Below are 14984 nucleotides of genomic sequence, written 5' to 3' on the forward strand. Positions count from 1 at the left end.
TTGATTTTACCGTTATAAAAAAATTTGACCGCCGATGATATGTTTAGCACATGTGATCGGCGGTTTTTTATGGCAAAAGAACTATAGACATACCAATTGTAAGGTATTCATATTAGTATGCTGACCAATTTTTTACTCTCAACGTGTGAGCGCACCATGAAACCATTGCCTGTGTTGAATTACAATCCCCCCACGGATCCTTGGCTGGACACTCTTTTTCTTGATAGTGATATTATTGCTGTCAACAAACCAGCAGGTCTGTTATCAAACCCAGGTCGTCAACCTGAGCACCATGACAGTGTGTTTGCGCGTGTATTGGCTCAATATCCTCAATCACAAATTGTGCATCGGTTAGACATGGGCACCTCTGGCTTAATTGTTTTAGCATTAAACAAAGCCGCTGAACGCCATTTCAAAGCGCAATTTCGTGAACGTGAAACCCAAAAAGTATATTACGCCCGTGTCTGGGGACATCTGGAACATGATACGGGTACGGTTGATTTACCTTTAATTTGTGACTGGCCAAACCGCCCGCTGCAAAAAGTCTGTTTTGATGATGGCAAACCGTCGGTTACTCACTATGAAGTATTAAGTCGCGACGAAAATAGCACCTTAGTACGCTTATTACCGATCACTGGTCGTTCACATCAGTTACGTGTCCATATGCAAGCGCTAGGACACCCTATTTTAGGTGATAAGTTCTATGCCAATGATGAAGCAATTGCAGCGTCACCACGACTGTTATTGCACGCAGCAGAGCTAACGTTTACCCATCCAGGTAGCGATGAACCAATGCATCTTTTTGCGCCATGTGAGTTCTATCCCCAAGCACCAACCCAAACAATTTACCCATAAGCGGTAGGCATCTTTAACAATGAATGCTAGCGTAAAGCCTGCATTCATTGTTTATTGAGGTTACCCATGGAAACTATTGTTTTTCTTGATCATGGAACCATTCCTGCACACATTAGCTTGCCTCGTCCTGATTTTTGTCACCAATGGTATCAATACGCGACAACCACACCATCACAGGTGATTGAGCGCCTGCAACAGGCCACTATTGCGATCACCAATAAAGTTGTGCTTGATGGTCAGGTACTGGCTCAATTACCGCACCTCAAATTTATCGCTATTGCTGCGACTGGCACCAACAATGTTGATCTCGACTATTGTCGAACCCACAATATTAAAGTCGCTAATATTCAAGGCTACGCCACGCGATCTGTGCCTGAGCATGTTATCGCGATGATTTTTGCCCTCAAACGCAATCTTGCTGGTTACCAACAAGACATTGCTAACGGTGAATGGCAACGGCAGCAGCAATTTTGTTTCTTTACTCATCCCATTACCGATGTCGCAGGATCAACCTTAGGGATCATCGGTAACGGCAGTTTAGGTCAAGCGGTTGCGACACTGGCGCGCGCTATCGGGATAGAAGTGCTATTTGCCGAACACCCAGGAGCAAGCCATTGCCGTGATGGCTATCATCCGTTTGAGCAAGTTCTGCGTGAAGCTGACATCATTAGTCTGCATTGCCCACTGACTGCAACCACCACTAATATGATTGCCGCGCCACAATTAGCACTAATGAAATCCAATGCGATAATTATTAATACCAGCCGCGGTGGATTGATTAACGAACAAGCCTTAGTTGATGCATTACTCGCTCATCAAATAGCAGGCGCGGGTATCGATGTGTTTACCGAAGAGCCAGCTCCCGCAACGAATCCTTTAATCGCTCATAGTCATTTGCCAAACTTAATTTTAACTCCGCATGTGGCATGGGGATCAGATTCCGCCATTCAAAGCTTGGTGAATCAACTGATTGATAACATCAATAGTTTTCATTTAGGCACCTATAAAAATCAGCTTTAATCTCAATTTTCAGCCACAAAAAAGCGAGCATTGCGCTCGCTTTTTATTTACGCTTCAACCACTGTTTCCGTTAGCTGACTATTTAAAGCCTTTCTCTTTACGGATCAGATCATAAGCCGCTTGCAGTTCTTGGGTTTTTTGCTTGGCTATTTCCATCATTTCTGGTGGTAAGCCTTTTGCTGCCAACTTATCAGGATGGTGTTCATTCATTTGTTTGCGATAAGCACGTTTCACTTCTTGTGCTGACGCCTCATCATTAACGCCCAACACTTTAAACGCATCCGCTAATTGATCGCGAGTGGGTGGTGCTTTAAAACTACCACCTTGTTGCTGGTGATGAAAACCGCCTTGCTGAAAACGGAACGCCGCTTCTTGCATTTGCAAACGTTGCTCTAATTGGGCCTCAGAGAAACCAAGATAACGCGCAATCACATGTAACAACTCACGCTCTTTCGGGTGTAGTTCACCATCAGCGAACGCCGCTTGAATTTGAAGTTCTAAGAAAAACTGTAATAAATCTGCGCGTCCAGCCCGACTACGAACGCGGTTAAGGGTTGCTTCTAATGGGAAGTTATCTTCTTTACCATCACGAAATGCATCTTGCGCTTGACGACGAGATTCACCTTGTAACCCCATTCGATCCATGATCGTACTGGCGACTCGAATTTCATTTTCAGTCACGCGGCCTTTGGCTTTTGCCATATGCCCCATGGTCGCAAAACAGGCATTAAAGAACTCAGCTTGACGCTCCGCATTAGTGGCATTTTTACCACCAAAACCACTAAAGCCACCGTTCATTTGGCGAGCATAAGCCTTATCAAATTGATGACCAATAAATAAACCGATTAAAAAACCTATATATTTAGGGCCTAGCAATATTCCCAGTAGAGCACCGAAAATTTTTCCCCATATACCTGTTCTCTGCATTCTATACTCTCTGGTAGTTCGTTAATTTTTTCACTGTTTACCCAACAGCATGCGCTGAAAAGATGCCGTCGCGTTAAATTTGCATTATGATAGCTGTCATTTGTCGGGAATGCTTGTAAAAAGCGCAACAATTCACCTTGCACCAAATTGATACAGGAATGTTGAATTAGATGTCACTTACCTCTCACAGCTTACTAGCCACAATGATTAGCTTAGCCCTTTATGGCCCAGCAATGGCGGCAGACATCACTGCTACAGATGGTGATAGTCACAACCAACAAACCATTGCTGATCCTGCTAATAATGCGTCTCATGGTAACAAAGATCCTCTTACGATGGTACGTGGCGTCTGTATCCCAGAAAAAGATCGCCAACAAGATACCAATAACGAACCGATCCATATCAGTGCCAATCGGGTTGAAGCGCAACAAAATAAAACCGCAGTATATTCTGGTGATGTGGTAGTTAAACAAGGCACGCGCACTATTGTTGCTGATAAAGCGACATTACAACAACCTACCAACATTGTGACTGCTAACGGCAATGTTTTTTATCAAGATGGCAGCATGGATATTGATGCCAAGCGCCTGACTAGCAATCTTGATACCAAAGATGCTCAAATGGATAATGCCGTCTACCGGATGACCTGTCAGGCAGGCCGTGGTGATGCTAAATTAATTGAACGCCGCAATGTTGATGGTACCCAATTTTATAAGATGAAAGATGGCACTTACACCACTTGTCCTAGCCATGATAAAAGTTGGCGCTTTGCCGCTGGCAGCCTAGAGCGTGAAGGTGATTCGCCATTTGCAGATTTATATAATGCCCGCTTTGAAGTACTTAATTTCCCCATTTTTTATCTGCCTTGGTTGCGTGTTCCGGTTACAGACCAACGTCTTACTGGCTTCCTTTACCCATCGATTAGCTACGGCTCAAAGAACGGTATGGAGCTTGAAACGCCATTTTATTGGAATATCGCCCCTAATTACGATTTAACTTTTACACCTAAATACATGAACCACCGAGGATTACAGTTAACCTCTGAGTTTCGTTACCTGACAGATTTTGGTCAAGGTAAAATGGTCGGTGAATATTTAGGTCACGATAAGAAATACCAAGATTATGATAAACGTTGGGGTATCCAATGGACACATAGCGGTATTATCGATAAAAACTGGTTGCTGAACATTGATTACAGCAAAGTCAGTGATCCAAAGTATTTTGACGACGTTGATTCAATTATCGGTCAACGTGAAGATAATAACCTGCTGCAAACTGCATCATTGGCGTACCGTAATGATAATTGGGACACCAGCTTAATGGTACGTGACTTTCAACCACTAACTGAAAGTGGCGAAGGCACCCAATATCGCTTAATGCCTCAGCTATCAAGCACCTATTATAAATCTGACTTACCTTACGGATTAGATTTTAGTCTGCCAATGAGTATCAGTAAATTTGATACTGATGATCGCGCTAAACCAACCGCTGATCGAGTAACGTTTGATCCCACACTAACCTTACCTTATGCGACGCCGTGGTGGTCAGTGACCACTCAAGCAAAATTAAATTACGCACATTATAATCAACAATTTGATGTTAAGCAGAACCCTAATTTAAGCACGCTAGATAAGACCGTTGATCGTACCGTTCCAGAGTTTAGAGTTAACAGTAGCTTATACTTTGAGCGTGACACCTCAATTATGGGTGAGCACTACACCCAAAGCTTAGAGCCGCAACTGCAATATCTCTATGTTAAAAATGTTGATCAGTCTGGGATTTATAACCCAGTTAATTATAATGGTGGCGGTTACGACTCAACCCGTTTACAACAAGATTATTACGGTTTGTTTAGCGACCGCACCTATAGTGGTCAAGATTACATTGCACCAGCCAACCAATTTACAGTCGGCGCCACAACCCGTTATTATGATGCAAACTTTAAGGAACGTTTTACCCTTTCTCTGGGTCAAATCTTCTATATTGATAAACCCGTCGCTGATGGCTCTGAAGCAAAAAGCTATTCTGCAACCGCATTAGAAACCGAATTTAACCTTGATGATAATTTATTCTTCAAGAGTTCGATGCAATATGATTCAAGTGAAAATGAAGTGCAGCAAGGCAGTACCGCGATTGAATACCGTAATGGACGCGTTTTTATTCAACCAAGTTACCGTTACGTATCCAGTAATTATCTTAATCAATATGTTGCTAATCCAAATCCGGTGATTCCTAATACTAATGGTCAACGAGATGGTATCTCACAGTTAGGTGTATCAACGGGGTTCCCTATTAACGATAATATTGATATTACTGCGGATTACTTCCAAGATATCAATGTCAATAAAATGCTAGAGAGTCGTGTAGGCTTAGTTTACCGCTCTGCATGTTGGATGATAGGTTTAAGCTATAATCGCTATGCAAAAGATCCATTGAGTCAGAACTTTACCGAATATGACAGTAATGTCAGTTTCTCGTTTAGTCTTCTAGGACTTCAAGGTGCACGACCATTAGGTCAAGCTTCAGATGATGGCGGCAATATCTTAGGTTATGCTGACCCATTCACACTTAAAAATTAATGATCGTGGCGATAATACATATCGCCACTCAACATGACGGACTATAAATGAAAAAGTGGAAGTATTCGGCGCTAAGCGTAATGCTCATGGGTATGACAGCAACTGCGATGGCAGCCCCTCAACCGCAAGAGTTAAATCAAATTGTAACCACTGTTAATGACGGTGTTATTTTACAAAGTGACGTTAATGCAATGCTAAAAACTGTTCATCTTAATGCTGCGGCTGAAGGGCAACAACTGCCGCCTAACAATATTTTACGCCAGCAAGTGATGGACAAATTAATCATGGAAAACTTGCAGATCCAGCAAGCACAACAGCTGGGTTTACGCATTGACGACAGCCAACTTGATCAAGCCATTGCTGATGTCGCTAAACAACGCAATATGACCGTTCCACAACTGCGTCAAGATTTAGCCAACGCAGGTATTAGCTACCCAATGTTCCGTGAGCAATTACGTAACGATATGCTAGCTTCTGAAGCGCGCACCATTATTGTTCGCAAACGCGTTAATATTCTGCCACAAGAAGTGGATAGCTTAGCTGCACAACTTGCTAAGCAAACTCAACAAAACGTCCAATACAACATCAGCCAAATTCAAATTGCCGTTGATGATGATGCTGATAAAGCAACGCGTGAAAAAGCCAAACAAGAAGCGGATAAAATTTATGCTGAGATAAAACAAGGCGCTAATTTTGCTGAATTGGCTTATCGCTATTCAAAAGGCCCTAAAGCCCTTAAAGGCGGTGAATGGGGTTGGATGAGCAAAGAAGAAATGCCAACTATCTTTGCCGACCAAATAAAAACCAGTAGCAAAGACAGCGTGATCGGTCCTTTCCGCAGCGGCGTTGGTTACCATATTTTGAAAATTAATGACGTTAAAGGCATGCCAACCGTTTCTGTGGTTGAAGTGAATGCGCGTCATATTTTGATTAAAACCTCTATCATTTTAAGTGATGCCGCAGCGAAAAAAGAATTACAACAAATTCGCCAAAAAATCATTAGCGGTAAAGAAACCTTTGCAGCAGCTGCGAAACAATACAGTGCTGATCCCGGTTCAGCAGCTAATGGTGGTCAGCTAGGTTGGCAAGTACCGTCAATGTATGCACCTGCTTTTGAAAAAGAAGTAGAAACATTACCAGTAGATCAAATTAGCCAACCGTTTAAATCTCAGTTTGGCTGGCACATTGTTGAAGTTGAAGGTCGTCGTAATGTCGATCGCACCGAAGCGGCATTAAAAAACCGTGCTGCGCAGATTCTATTTAACCGCAAGTTTAATGAAGAAGCGCAAACATGGTTACAAGAGCTACGTGCTGGCGCTTATATCGAACAAATGAATAAGGTAAATAATGGCTAATAACAAGCAACTGACTAACACACAACGGATTGTAATCACCCCTGGTGAACCGGCAGGAATTGGGCCAGATTTAGTCATTGCCTTGTGTCAGCAACATTGGCCACACCAACTTGTCATTTGTGCTGATGCGCAGGTTATGGTAGAACGTGCGGCTCAATTAGGTTTACCTTTAACCATTTTACCTTATCAGCCCGAACGACCTGCTCAACCGCATCAAGCAGGCACCATGACAGTTGTTCAGGTTGATAGTGCTATTAAGGTTGTCTGTGGGCAACTTAACGAGCAAAATGGTCTCTATGTATTAACGACACTAGAACGTGCAGCTTCTGGCTGTATGAATGGTGAATTTGCAGCAGTTGTTACCGGCCCTGTTCATAAAGGGGTGATTAACCGCGCTGGCGTTTCTTTTAGTGGTCACACTGAATTTTTTGCGCAGCAGTCAGATACAGCACAAGTTGTTATGATGCTCGCAACAGAAGGTTTACGGGTTGCCTTAGTAACAACCCATATACCTTTAAACTGTGTTGCTAAAGCCATTACCGAGTCTCGACTTAAGCAAGTTATTCGTATCTTGCACACCGATTTAGTGACTAAATTTGGTATTGATGATCCCAAAATTTATGTTTGTGGACTCAATCCTCATGCCGGTGAAGACGGTTGTTTGGGTATGGAAGAAATTGATACTATTACCCCAACATTAGAACAACTGCGTCAACAAGAAGGTATTAATCTGATCGGCCCGTTACCGGCAGATACTATCTTTCAAGAAAAATATTTAGCTGATGCCGATACGGTGTTAGCGATGTATCACGATCAAGGGTTACCGGTGCTGAAATACAAAGGCTTCGGTAAGTCAGTCAACATTACGTTGGGACTTCCCTTTATCAGAACTTCAGTAGATCATGGTACCGCACTGGAACTCGCAGGTACTGGGCAAGCAGACATAGGTAGCCTTCGGACAGCGCTATCCCACGCCCTCGAATTGGTAGAAAAACAAGCATGAGCAGCGATCAAGTCCACTTAGGTCACCGCGCGCGTAAGCGCTTTGGCCAAAACTTTTTAAAAGACCCATACATTATTGATGGCATTGTGTCAGCGATTAACCCTTTACCAGGCCAAAACTTGGTAGAAATTGGCCCCGGCCTTGGTGCAATCACTGAATATGTTGGCAAGTTAGTTGATAAATTTACTGTTATCGAACTTGACCGAGATCTGGCTGAGCGTTTACGTAACCACCCCGATCTTGCCTCAAAGCTAACCATCCATGAAGGCGATGCAATGCGTTTCGACTTTACGCAGCTTATTCAACCGAATAACAAGCTGCGTATCTTCGGTAACTTGCCTTATAACATTTCAACACCGTTGATGTTCCACATTTTTGAGTTTCATAAAGACGTGCAAGACATGCACTTTATGTTACAAAAAGAAGTGGTTAATCGCTTAGCTGCAGGCCCTGGTAGCAAGGCTTATGGTCGTCTAACGGTAATGGCACAGTATTACTGTAAAGTAATGCCAGTACTTGAAGTACCGCCAGAATCTTTCGTACCAGCACCGAAAGTTGATTCAGCTGTAGTACGTTTAACACCGTATGAAGTATTACCGTTCCCATGTACTAACCGTAAATGGCTAGATCGTGTGTGTCGTGAAGGCTTCAATCAACGTCGTAAAACAATCCGTAACTGTTATAAAGGCTTGTTCACTCCAGAACAACTTGAAGCGCTAGGGGTAAACCCTGGCCATCGTCCTGAAAACATTACGGTTGAACAATTTGTTGCTATGGCAAACTGGCTTGATGCTAATTTCCAAAAAGAACAATAATGTAATAGCGTACTAATAAAGACGCAAATAACATCAAAAACCCTGTGTAACATGTCACGTGTTGCACAGGGTTTTCTTTATTTATCAGCTAACAATACTAGAATGAGAATAAACCATCAGCAAAGGATGTTGCCTGTGAGTCTCTCATCACCCCCCACAATTAAATGCCATGTTGTCAGTCATTATCTCGCTGAACAATCACAGCCAGAACTGCAACGCTATGTGTTTTCATATACCATCACCATCAAAAATTTAGGCCGCGGCAGCGCTCAGTTACTTAAACGTTATTGGTTAATCACCGATGCTAACGCTAAAAAACTAGTCATTGAAGGTGAAGGGGTTGTCGGTCAAAAACCACATATTAATGCTAATGATGAATTCACTTATACCAGTGGTACTGTCATTGAAACCCCTGTCGGTGTTATGCAAGGTCAATACACCATGGAAGATGATGCTGGTAATGCCTTTAGGGTTGAAGTCGCACCATTTCGACTAGCAATGCCGAACATTCTTCATTAACCTAATGCGATTAATTTCAGTTAATTAACGCATTAATAATGGGAGCACCATGGCGACTTATCTTGTCGGTGATATTCAAGGCTGTTTACCCGACTTAAAAAAATTATTGGCACAAGCTAATTTCGATCCTCACACTGATCATTTATGGCTTGCGGGCGATCTGGTTGCACGCGGACCAGAATCATTAGAAACATTACGCTTTGTGAAAGCATTAGGTGATCATGCTACGGTCATTCTCGGCAATCATGATCTGCATTTATTAGCCGTCTCACATCAACTCGCGCGCTAAAAAAAGCGATCATATTCATCAAATATTCACCGCAGAAGACGGGCCTGAATTACTTAACTGGTTACGCCACCAGCCACTATTAGCCGAGCACCCCCACTACCCATTGGTGATGGTTCATGCGGGAATTACTCCTCAGTGGACACTGGCACAAGCCCGTCAACATGCGCAAGAAATCGAACAGTTACTTCAGTCTGATGACTACTTATGGCTGCTAAAAAATATGTATGGCGATGGCCCTGATTGGTGGCAAGACGATCTTTCGCGCTTAGAACGGTTACGGTTTACGATCAACAGCTTTACCCGCATGCGATTTTGCGATCCTCAAGGACGGCTAGATATGCATTGCAAAGTACAACCTAACGATCCTGCCGTTGGTGACCTGATCCCGTGGTTTGATGTCAAGCGCGCTCAACCATTAGATAAAACGATTATCTTTGGTCATTGGGCGGCATTAATGGGCCACCAAGACGATCACTGTATTGGCTTAGACACTGGCTGTGTCTGGGGAAATAGCTTAACCATGCTACGTTGGGAAGATGGCAAACGATTTGTGACAGAGTGTCCACTCTACGCCTGATCGCCAGTTATAAAAATGCCGACAGTTATTGTCGGCATTCTCTGACTAATACGAAACACTCACCAACTATGATCGTTCGAGGATCACAAACTCCATCGCATACGCATTTTTATCATCAGCATTATACCGTTGGCTTTCAACGCGATGCCAATGTTCACCCCAATCTGGAAACTGAGTATCACCCTCAAGATCCGCATCAATAAAGGTTAAATACAGGCTATCAGCTATAGGCAAACAAGCTTGATAAATACTTCCACCGCCAATAATCATCAATTCTGGTGCATCACCAGCAACTAACTTAGCTGCTGCAATATCGCTAACGACGGTAATACCTTCAGCAGTAAAATTAGGATTGCGGCTAATAACAATATTTAATCGCCCAGGTAATGGTCGGCCAATCGATTCAAACGTTTTACGGCCCATCACAATCGGTTTACCTAGCGTACAACGTTTAAACCATGCAAAATCCGCCGGTAAATGCCATGGCATACTATTATCTTTACCAATGATCCGATCATGAGCCATTGCTGCGATCATACTGATCTTCATTTTGCGTCTCCATTCACACTGTCAGTGCTCAGATTATCATTAACGTGTAGTTATACCACAGGACGACGACGATAAAATAATAACCCCGGCATTGCTAATCCAATTGCTAGTGCAGCCACAATAAACACCGCTTTCAATACGTTGTCGATCATCAATCCCCATAAAGCTAATGAGAACCCACGGTGATTAATTTCAACAATCGCAATCATGGCTTTAAAGGCAAATACCCCCGGTACCATAGGGATCAACGCCGCCACTGTAAACACCTTAGGGTGAGCTAAAAAGCGGTGTGACCAATGGACACCGATCATACCGACTAAGGTTGCAGCAACGAATGTTGACCATTCAATAGAGAGCCCCCAATGCATTAATAGGAACCGCGCGCCATGGCCCATAGCCCCACCAATTGCACAATATTTTAGCGCTTTTTGAGGGACATTAAACACCAATGCAAATCCTAATGCAGGGATCATCGCCAGTAACATATCATTGAGTAATGCCAGTATTAACGTCATAGTAACCACCCCCACACATCCAGCACATTCATCGCAGCAATAATGCCCATACAGGTCGAAAGGGTGAGTAAACTCGCCATTGTCCAGCGTGCTAATCCCATACTTGGAAAGCCTTTGACCATGTCAGCTACCGCATTAATTAACGGAAAACCAGGCACCAACATTAGCACTGATGACGCCATTGCAAGAAAGGGCTGTTCGCCAATATTATACACTTCTCCTAGCCCTGAAATTAAGGTAGTCACAAACGCTGTTACAGCAAAATTAAGCAGTGGATTAAAGTGATAACTGGCGATTTGCTGGCGGACAAACATACCTACTGATGAGGCACAAAAAGTCAGTAAAAATACCGGCCAATCGCCACCCGCTAAACGGCTAAATGCCGCGCATGAAAGTCCGATCATTATCATCACAAGCCAGCGATTATAACGCTCAGTTGTAAGGTTTTCTAAGCGATGATGAACGTCATTACTGTCCAATAACCCCCGCTCAACAAGAATACAAATACGTTGAATATCGGTCACAATTTGCATATTGATCCCACCGTCTTGACAGCGGCGAGCCGTGGTAATACAACAACCTAAATGGCGGGTACTGATCACCATTGAACTGGCTGATAATGACACCTCAACATATTCAACGCCGAGCGCTAAACCCAGTCGACGGGTAATATCCATAATCACCGAGCTCTCTGCACCATGTTGTAATAACCGTTGTCCTGCACCAATCGCTAGCCGTGTTATTTCACGCTGCTCAGGCTCACTCAGGGGTTGTAACGTTCTTTCCATGCCAATACCTATTCATAATCCATTATAAAAAATATCGTTAATCTTCCCTAGCATACCTAAACCATCATCCCTACATGTTGATTAAGCACAAAAAAAGCCACACCTCAAAGGTGTGGCTTATTTAAGCATAAAGCGCGATAAAAAGGCTTATGGCTTGTAGATGATTTCTACATCGTAATCATCTTCATTCCAGTCATCCCAATCATCATCATCGTCTTCATCCTGAACTTTCTTAATTTGTTCAGCGTGGTAATCATCCCACTTAAAGTCAACTTTATCCGCTTGCTGCTCTTCAATTTCATACTTAATACGTGGCAATGCATCAATGGCAACCATCAGATCATAAGTCAGTTCTTTCGTACCCACACGGTTTAGGGCAGAAATGCTGTAATGCTGACCTTCCCATGCTAATGCTTCAAGCACTTCGTTGATCTTTTGTTGTGCTTGCTCTTCATCAAGAAGATCCGCTTTGTTAAATACAATCCAACGTGGCTTATTGCCTAGCTTATCGCTGTATTGCTCAAGCTCATTAATGATCGTAAAGGCGTTCTCTACTGGATCAGAACCATCTGCAGGCAATAGATCAATCATGTGTAATAACACACGACAACGCTCAAGGTGTTTCAAGAAACGAATACCTAGGCCAGCGCCTTCAGCAGCACCTTCAATCAGACCTGGAATATCAGCAACCACAAAACTACGCTCAGCATCAACACGTACCACACCCAAGCTTGGAACAAGGGTAGTAAATGGATAGTCAGCTACTTTCGGCTTAGCAGACGATACAGAGCGAATGAAGGTAGATTTACCCGCATTAGGCAAACCTAACATACCAACATCAGCTAACAACAATAGTTCAAGACGTAAATGACGAATTTCACCTTTACTGCCCATACTCTTTTGACGAGGAGCCCGGTTTACAGATGATTTGAAGCGGGTGTTACCTAGGCCGTGGAAACCGCCCTTAGCAACCATCACTTTCATACCATGTTCAGTAAGATCGGCAATCACTTCGCCAGTATCTTCATCAATGGCACGTGTACCTACAGGTACTGTTAATATTTGGTCCTCACCGCGCTTACCGGTACAGTTACCACCACGGCCATTTTCACCACGCTCAGCAGCATGGAAACGCTCAAAGCGGTAATCAATTAGCGTATTAAAGTTTTCATCCGCGAACAGATATACATCACCGCCGTCGCCACCGTCACCGCCATCAGGGCCGCCACGAGGAATGTACTTTTCAGTACGAAAACTTACTACACCGTTACCGCCATCACCGGCGTCGGCGCGAATAACCGCTTCATCTATAAACTTCATTTTTTTCTCCGCACTGTGGCGTTTAACATACAGCGATGATGGCATTTAGCACTTATCACCGCGTAGTAATTATTGTCATGGACCTTGACTATTTGCTTGGGCGAATAAACTTATGGCCTATAGCACAGCAAACAGCGCCACTTACCACAACCATAGCACCGAGATAGCCCCATATATTCAAAGAGACTGTCGCAACATATTGTGGCCAAGCCAAACTCGCAAGATCGACAAATAATATCGTAAACAAAGGAGTCAGTGTGATCACTGCACTCACTTGTGATGCTTGCCAACGTGCCATTGCTTCTGCAAATGCACCATAGCCAACAAGCGTATTAACACAACAGAATAACAACATCCCTAATTGACGGTTATCCATTGTTAAAATTTGTTGTGGTTGTGCCATGGGCGTTAGTATTACAGCACAGATAATATAAATCATCAGCAATATTTGTGCTGATGTAAATTGCCGTAATAACCACTTCTGTGCCAAGCCATAAACGACCCATACTAACGCAGCAGCAACAGCAAGGCTAACACCCACAGTATAGCCAGAAAAACTGGTAAACAACTCAATAAGCCGTTCATTAAAGAATAGGATCAAACCACTAATGAGAGCAATCACACCAATAATTTGATGTCGACCTAATTTTTCTTTAAACATCCATGCACTGGATACTAATAGCATCACAGGGGCTAATTGGATAATCACTTGTACAACGGGAGGGCTTAGATATTTTAATGAACTGTTATACAGTACAAAATTACCTGCGAGACCAAGACTGGCGATGACGAGCACCACACAGCTCATTCGTCCAAGATTTGATATTGTTGGTAATTGCTTACGCCACGCTAAAAAAAGGCCTAAGCCAAACGCTGCGGTAATAAAGCGATACCAAACAATGGTAAAAGGATCCATCACTTCTACGGCTTGCTTCATTGCAATAGGTAACGCACCCCAAAAAACAGCGGTTGTCATTGCAAGAAAAAAACCAATCATCGGGCCACGATCAATCATAAACCTTCCAGATATAAAAAGCCCCGCCGAAAAGGCAGGGCTTTAATATTCGTGTCGAATCTGAAAATTATTCAGCGTCGATAGATACGAATTTACGGTTTTTAGGACCTTTAACTTCAAACTTCACTTTACCGTCAGATAGAGCGAATAGAGTATGGTCTTTACCTAGGCCAACGTTTGTGCCAGCGTGGAACTTAGTACCACGTTGACGAACGATGATGTTGCCTGCTAAAACAGACTCGCCACCAAAACGCTTAACACCTAGGCGTTTGCTTTCTGAATCACGGCCGTTATTAGTAGAACCGCCAGCTTTTTTATGTGCCATCTTTAAATTCTCCTGTTATTAAGCGCTGATGCCAGTAATTTTGACTTCAGTGAACCACTGACGGTGGCCCATTTGCTTACGAGAGTGCTTACGACGACGGAACTTAACGATTTTAATCTTATCGCCACGACCGTGAGTAACAACTTCAGCAGTTACTTTACCGCCAGTTACAAATGGTGCGCCTACAGATACTTCTTCGCCATTAGCTACTAAAAGTACTGAGTCAAATTCAATGCTAGCGCCAGTTTCAGCATCTAGTTTTTCTAAGCGTAAGGTTTGGCCTTCGCTTACACGGTGTTGTTTACCACCACTTTGGAAAACAGCGTACATGTCTTACTCCGCTTCTCCGCATAGGCCATTTGCCACGTCTAAAATGGGCAATGGGTATGCGCTTAATCTTGTCATCAATAGGGCGCGAATGTTACGCGAAAAGAGACTTTGTGGCAAGCCATTCTCGAAAGAAAATTGGTGAAAAGCTACCCAATCCAAAAACTGTTTGAAATAGCTGTATTTGAGGTTATGACGATAAGGTT

At 43.2% G+C, this 14984-nt stretch carries 15 protein-coding genes and 1 pseudogene; 8 read left to right on the top strand and 8 right to left on the bottom strand.

Translation table 11 applies throughout. The features are described 5' to 3' along the window. Positions 1 to 156 precede the first annotated feature (156 nt). Both rluA and BTO21_RS18290 read left to right on the top strand, forming a co-directional pair. Entirely contained in the window at positions 157 to 855 is a 699-nt protein-coding gene (rluA, locus tag BTO21_RS18285) for a bifunctional tRNA pseudouridine(32) synthase/23S rRNA pseudouridine(746) synthase RluA (RefSeq protein WP_045028029.1), read from the top strand. Between the two features lie 66 nt (positions 856 to 921). Then, positions 922 to 1875, top strand: coding sequence for a D-2-hydroxyacid dehydrogenase (locus BTO21_RS18290; protein WP_045027986.1), 954 nt, complete (start codon positions 922 to 924; stop codon positions 1873 to 1875). Between the two features lie 78 nt (positions 1876 to 1953). Here BTO21_RS18290 and djlA read toward each other — a convergent pair whose 3' ends face one another. Next, positions 1954 to 2802 (bottom strand): co-chaperone DjlA, encoded by an 849-nt coding sequence (gene djlA / locus BTO21_RS18295; protein WP_045027987.1) that lies wholly within the window; start codon positions 2800 to 2802, stop codon positions 1954 to 1956. Between the two features lie 170 nt (positions 2803 to 2972). Here djlA and lptD point away from each other — a divergent pair, with 170 nt between their 5' ends. The 6 genes and pseudogenes from lptD to BTO21_RS18325 all read left to right on the top strand — a co-directional run bounded on the left by lptD (position 2973) and on the right by BTO21_RS18325 (position 9939). Then, on the top strand, positions 2973 to 5381 hold the full coding sequence (lptD, locus tag BTO21_RS18300; protein ID WP_045027989.1) for an LPS assembly protein LptD: 2409 nt from the start codon (positions 2973 to 2975) through the stop codon (positions 5379 to 5381). Between the two features lie 47 nt (positions 5382 to 5428). Continuing rightward, positions 5429 to 6736 carry a peptidylprolyl isomerase SurA gene (gene surA, locus BTO21_RS18305; RefSeq protein ID WP_045027990.1) on the top strand — a complete coding sequence of 436 codons (1308 nt, stop codon included), beginning with the start codon at positions 5429 to 5431 and terminating at the stop codon, positions 6734 to 6736. A gap of 10 nt (positions 6737 to 6746) precedes the next feature. Next, positions 6747 to 7739: a 4-hydroxythreonine-4-phosphate dehydrogenase PdxA gene (gene pdxA / locus BTO21_RS18310; protein ID WP_045028031.1), complete on the top strand. Its 993-nt coding sequence runs from the start codon at positions 6747 to 6749 to the stop codon at positions 7737 to 7739. Beyond that, entirely contained in the window at positions 7736 to 8554 is an 819-nt protein-coding gene (gene rsmA / locus BTO21_RS18315; protein WP_045027992.1) for a 16S rRNA (adenine(1518)-N(6)/adenine(1519)-N(6))-dimethyltransferase RsmA, read from the top strand. Before pdxA ends, rsmA begins: the two co-directional genes overlap by 4 nt. 126 nt (positions 8555 to 8680) lie before the next feature. Next, on the top strand, positions 8681 to 9073 hold the full coding sequence (gene apaG, locus BTO21_RS18320) for a Co2+/Mg2+ efflux protein ApaG (RefSeq protein WP_269781422.1): 393 nt from the start codon (positions 8681 to 8683) through the stop codon (positions 9071 to 9073). 49 nt (positions 9074 to 9122) lie between these two features. Further along, positions 9123 to 9939: pseudogene (locus tag BTO21_RS18325) on the top strand (symmetrical bis(5'-nucleosyl)-tetraphosphatase). 66 nt (positions 9940 to 10005) lie between these two features. Here the strand turns inward: BTO21_RS18325 and folA are convergent. From folA to rplU, 7 genes are all read right to left on the bottom strand, one after another. Continuing rightward, positions 10006 to 10488: a type 3 dihydrofolate reductase gene (gene folA / locus BTO21_RS18330; RefSeq protein WP_045027996.1), complete on the bottom strand. Its 483-nt coding sequence runs from the start codon at positions 10486 to 10488 to the stop codon at positions 10006 to 10008. 50 nt (positions 10489 to 10538) lie between these two features. Further along, positions 10539 to 11003, bottom strand: coding sequence for a threonine/serine exporter family protein (locus BTO21_RS18335; RefSeq protein ID WP_045027997.1), 465 nt, complete (start codon positions 11001 to 11003; stop codon positions 10539 to 10541). After that, positions 11000 to 11791: a threonine/serine exporter family protein gene (locus BTO21_RS18340; RefSeq protein ID WP_045027999.1), complete on the bottom strand. Its 792-nt coding sequence runs from the start codon at positions 11789 to 11791 to the stop codon at positions 11000 to 11002. Before BTO21_RS18340 ends, BTO21_RS18335 begins: the two co-directional genes overlap by 4 nt. Before the next feature lie 147 nt (positions 11792 to 11938). Then, entirely contained in the window at positions 11939 to 13111 is a 1173-nt protein-coding gene (cgtA, locus tag BTO21_RS18345; protein ID WP_045028001.1) for an Obg family GTPase CgtA, read from the bottom strand. Between the two features lie 88 nt (positions 13112 to 13199). Beyond that, positions 13200 to 14126, bottom strand: a complete 927-nt coding sequence (locus tag BTO21_RS18350) for a DMT family transporter (RefSeq protein ID WP_065192298.1) — start codon at positions 14124 to 14126, stop codon at positions 13200 to 13202. Positions 14127 to 14193: 67 nt separating this feature from the next. Beyond that, the gene (gene rpmA, locus BTO21_RS18355) at positions 14194 to 14451 is read right to left on the bottom strand and encodes a 50S ribosomal protein L27 (RefSeq protein ID WP_036796188.1); all 258 of its coding nucleotides are present in this window, start codon (positions 14449 to 14451) and stop codon (positions 14194 to 14196) included. Positions 14452 to 14469: 18 nt separating this feature from the next. Continuing rightward, positions 14470 to 14781 carry a 50S ribosomal protein L21 gene (rplU, locus tag BTO21_RS18360; RefSeq protein WP_045028003.1) on the bottom strand — a complete coding sequence of 104 codons (312 nt, stop codon included), beginning with the start codon at positions 14779 to 14781 and terminating at the stop codon, positions 14470 to 14472. Positions 14782 to 14984 lie beyond the last annotated feature (203 nt).

The sequence above is a fragment of the Photobacterium phosphoreum genome (assembly GCF_002954725.1).
In the GTDB taxonomy this organism is placed as follows: domain Bacteria; phylum Pseudomonadota; class Gammaproteobacteria; order Enterobacterales; family Vibrionaceae; genus Photobacterium; species Photobacterium phosphoreum.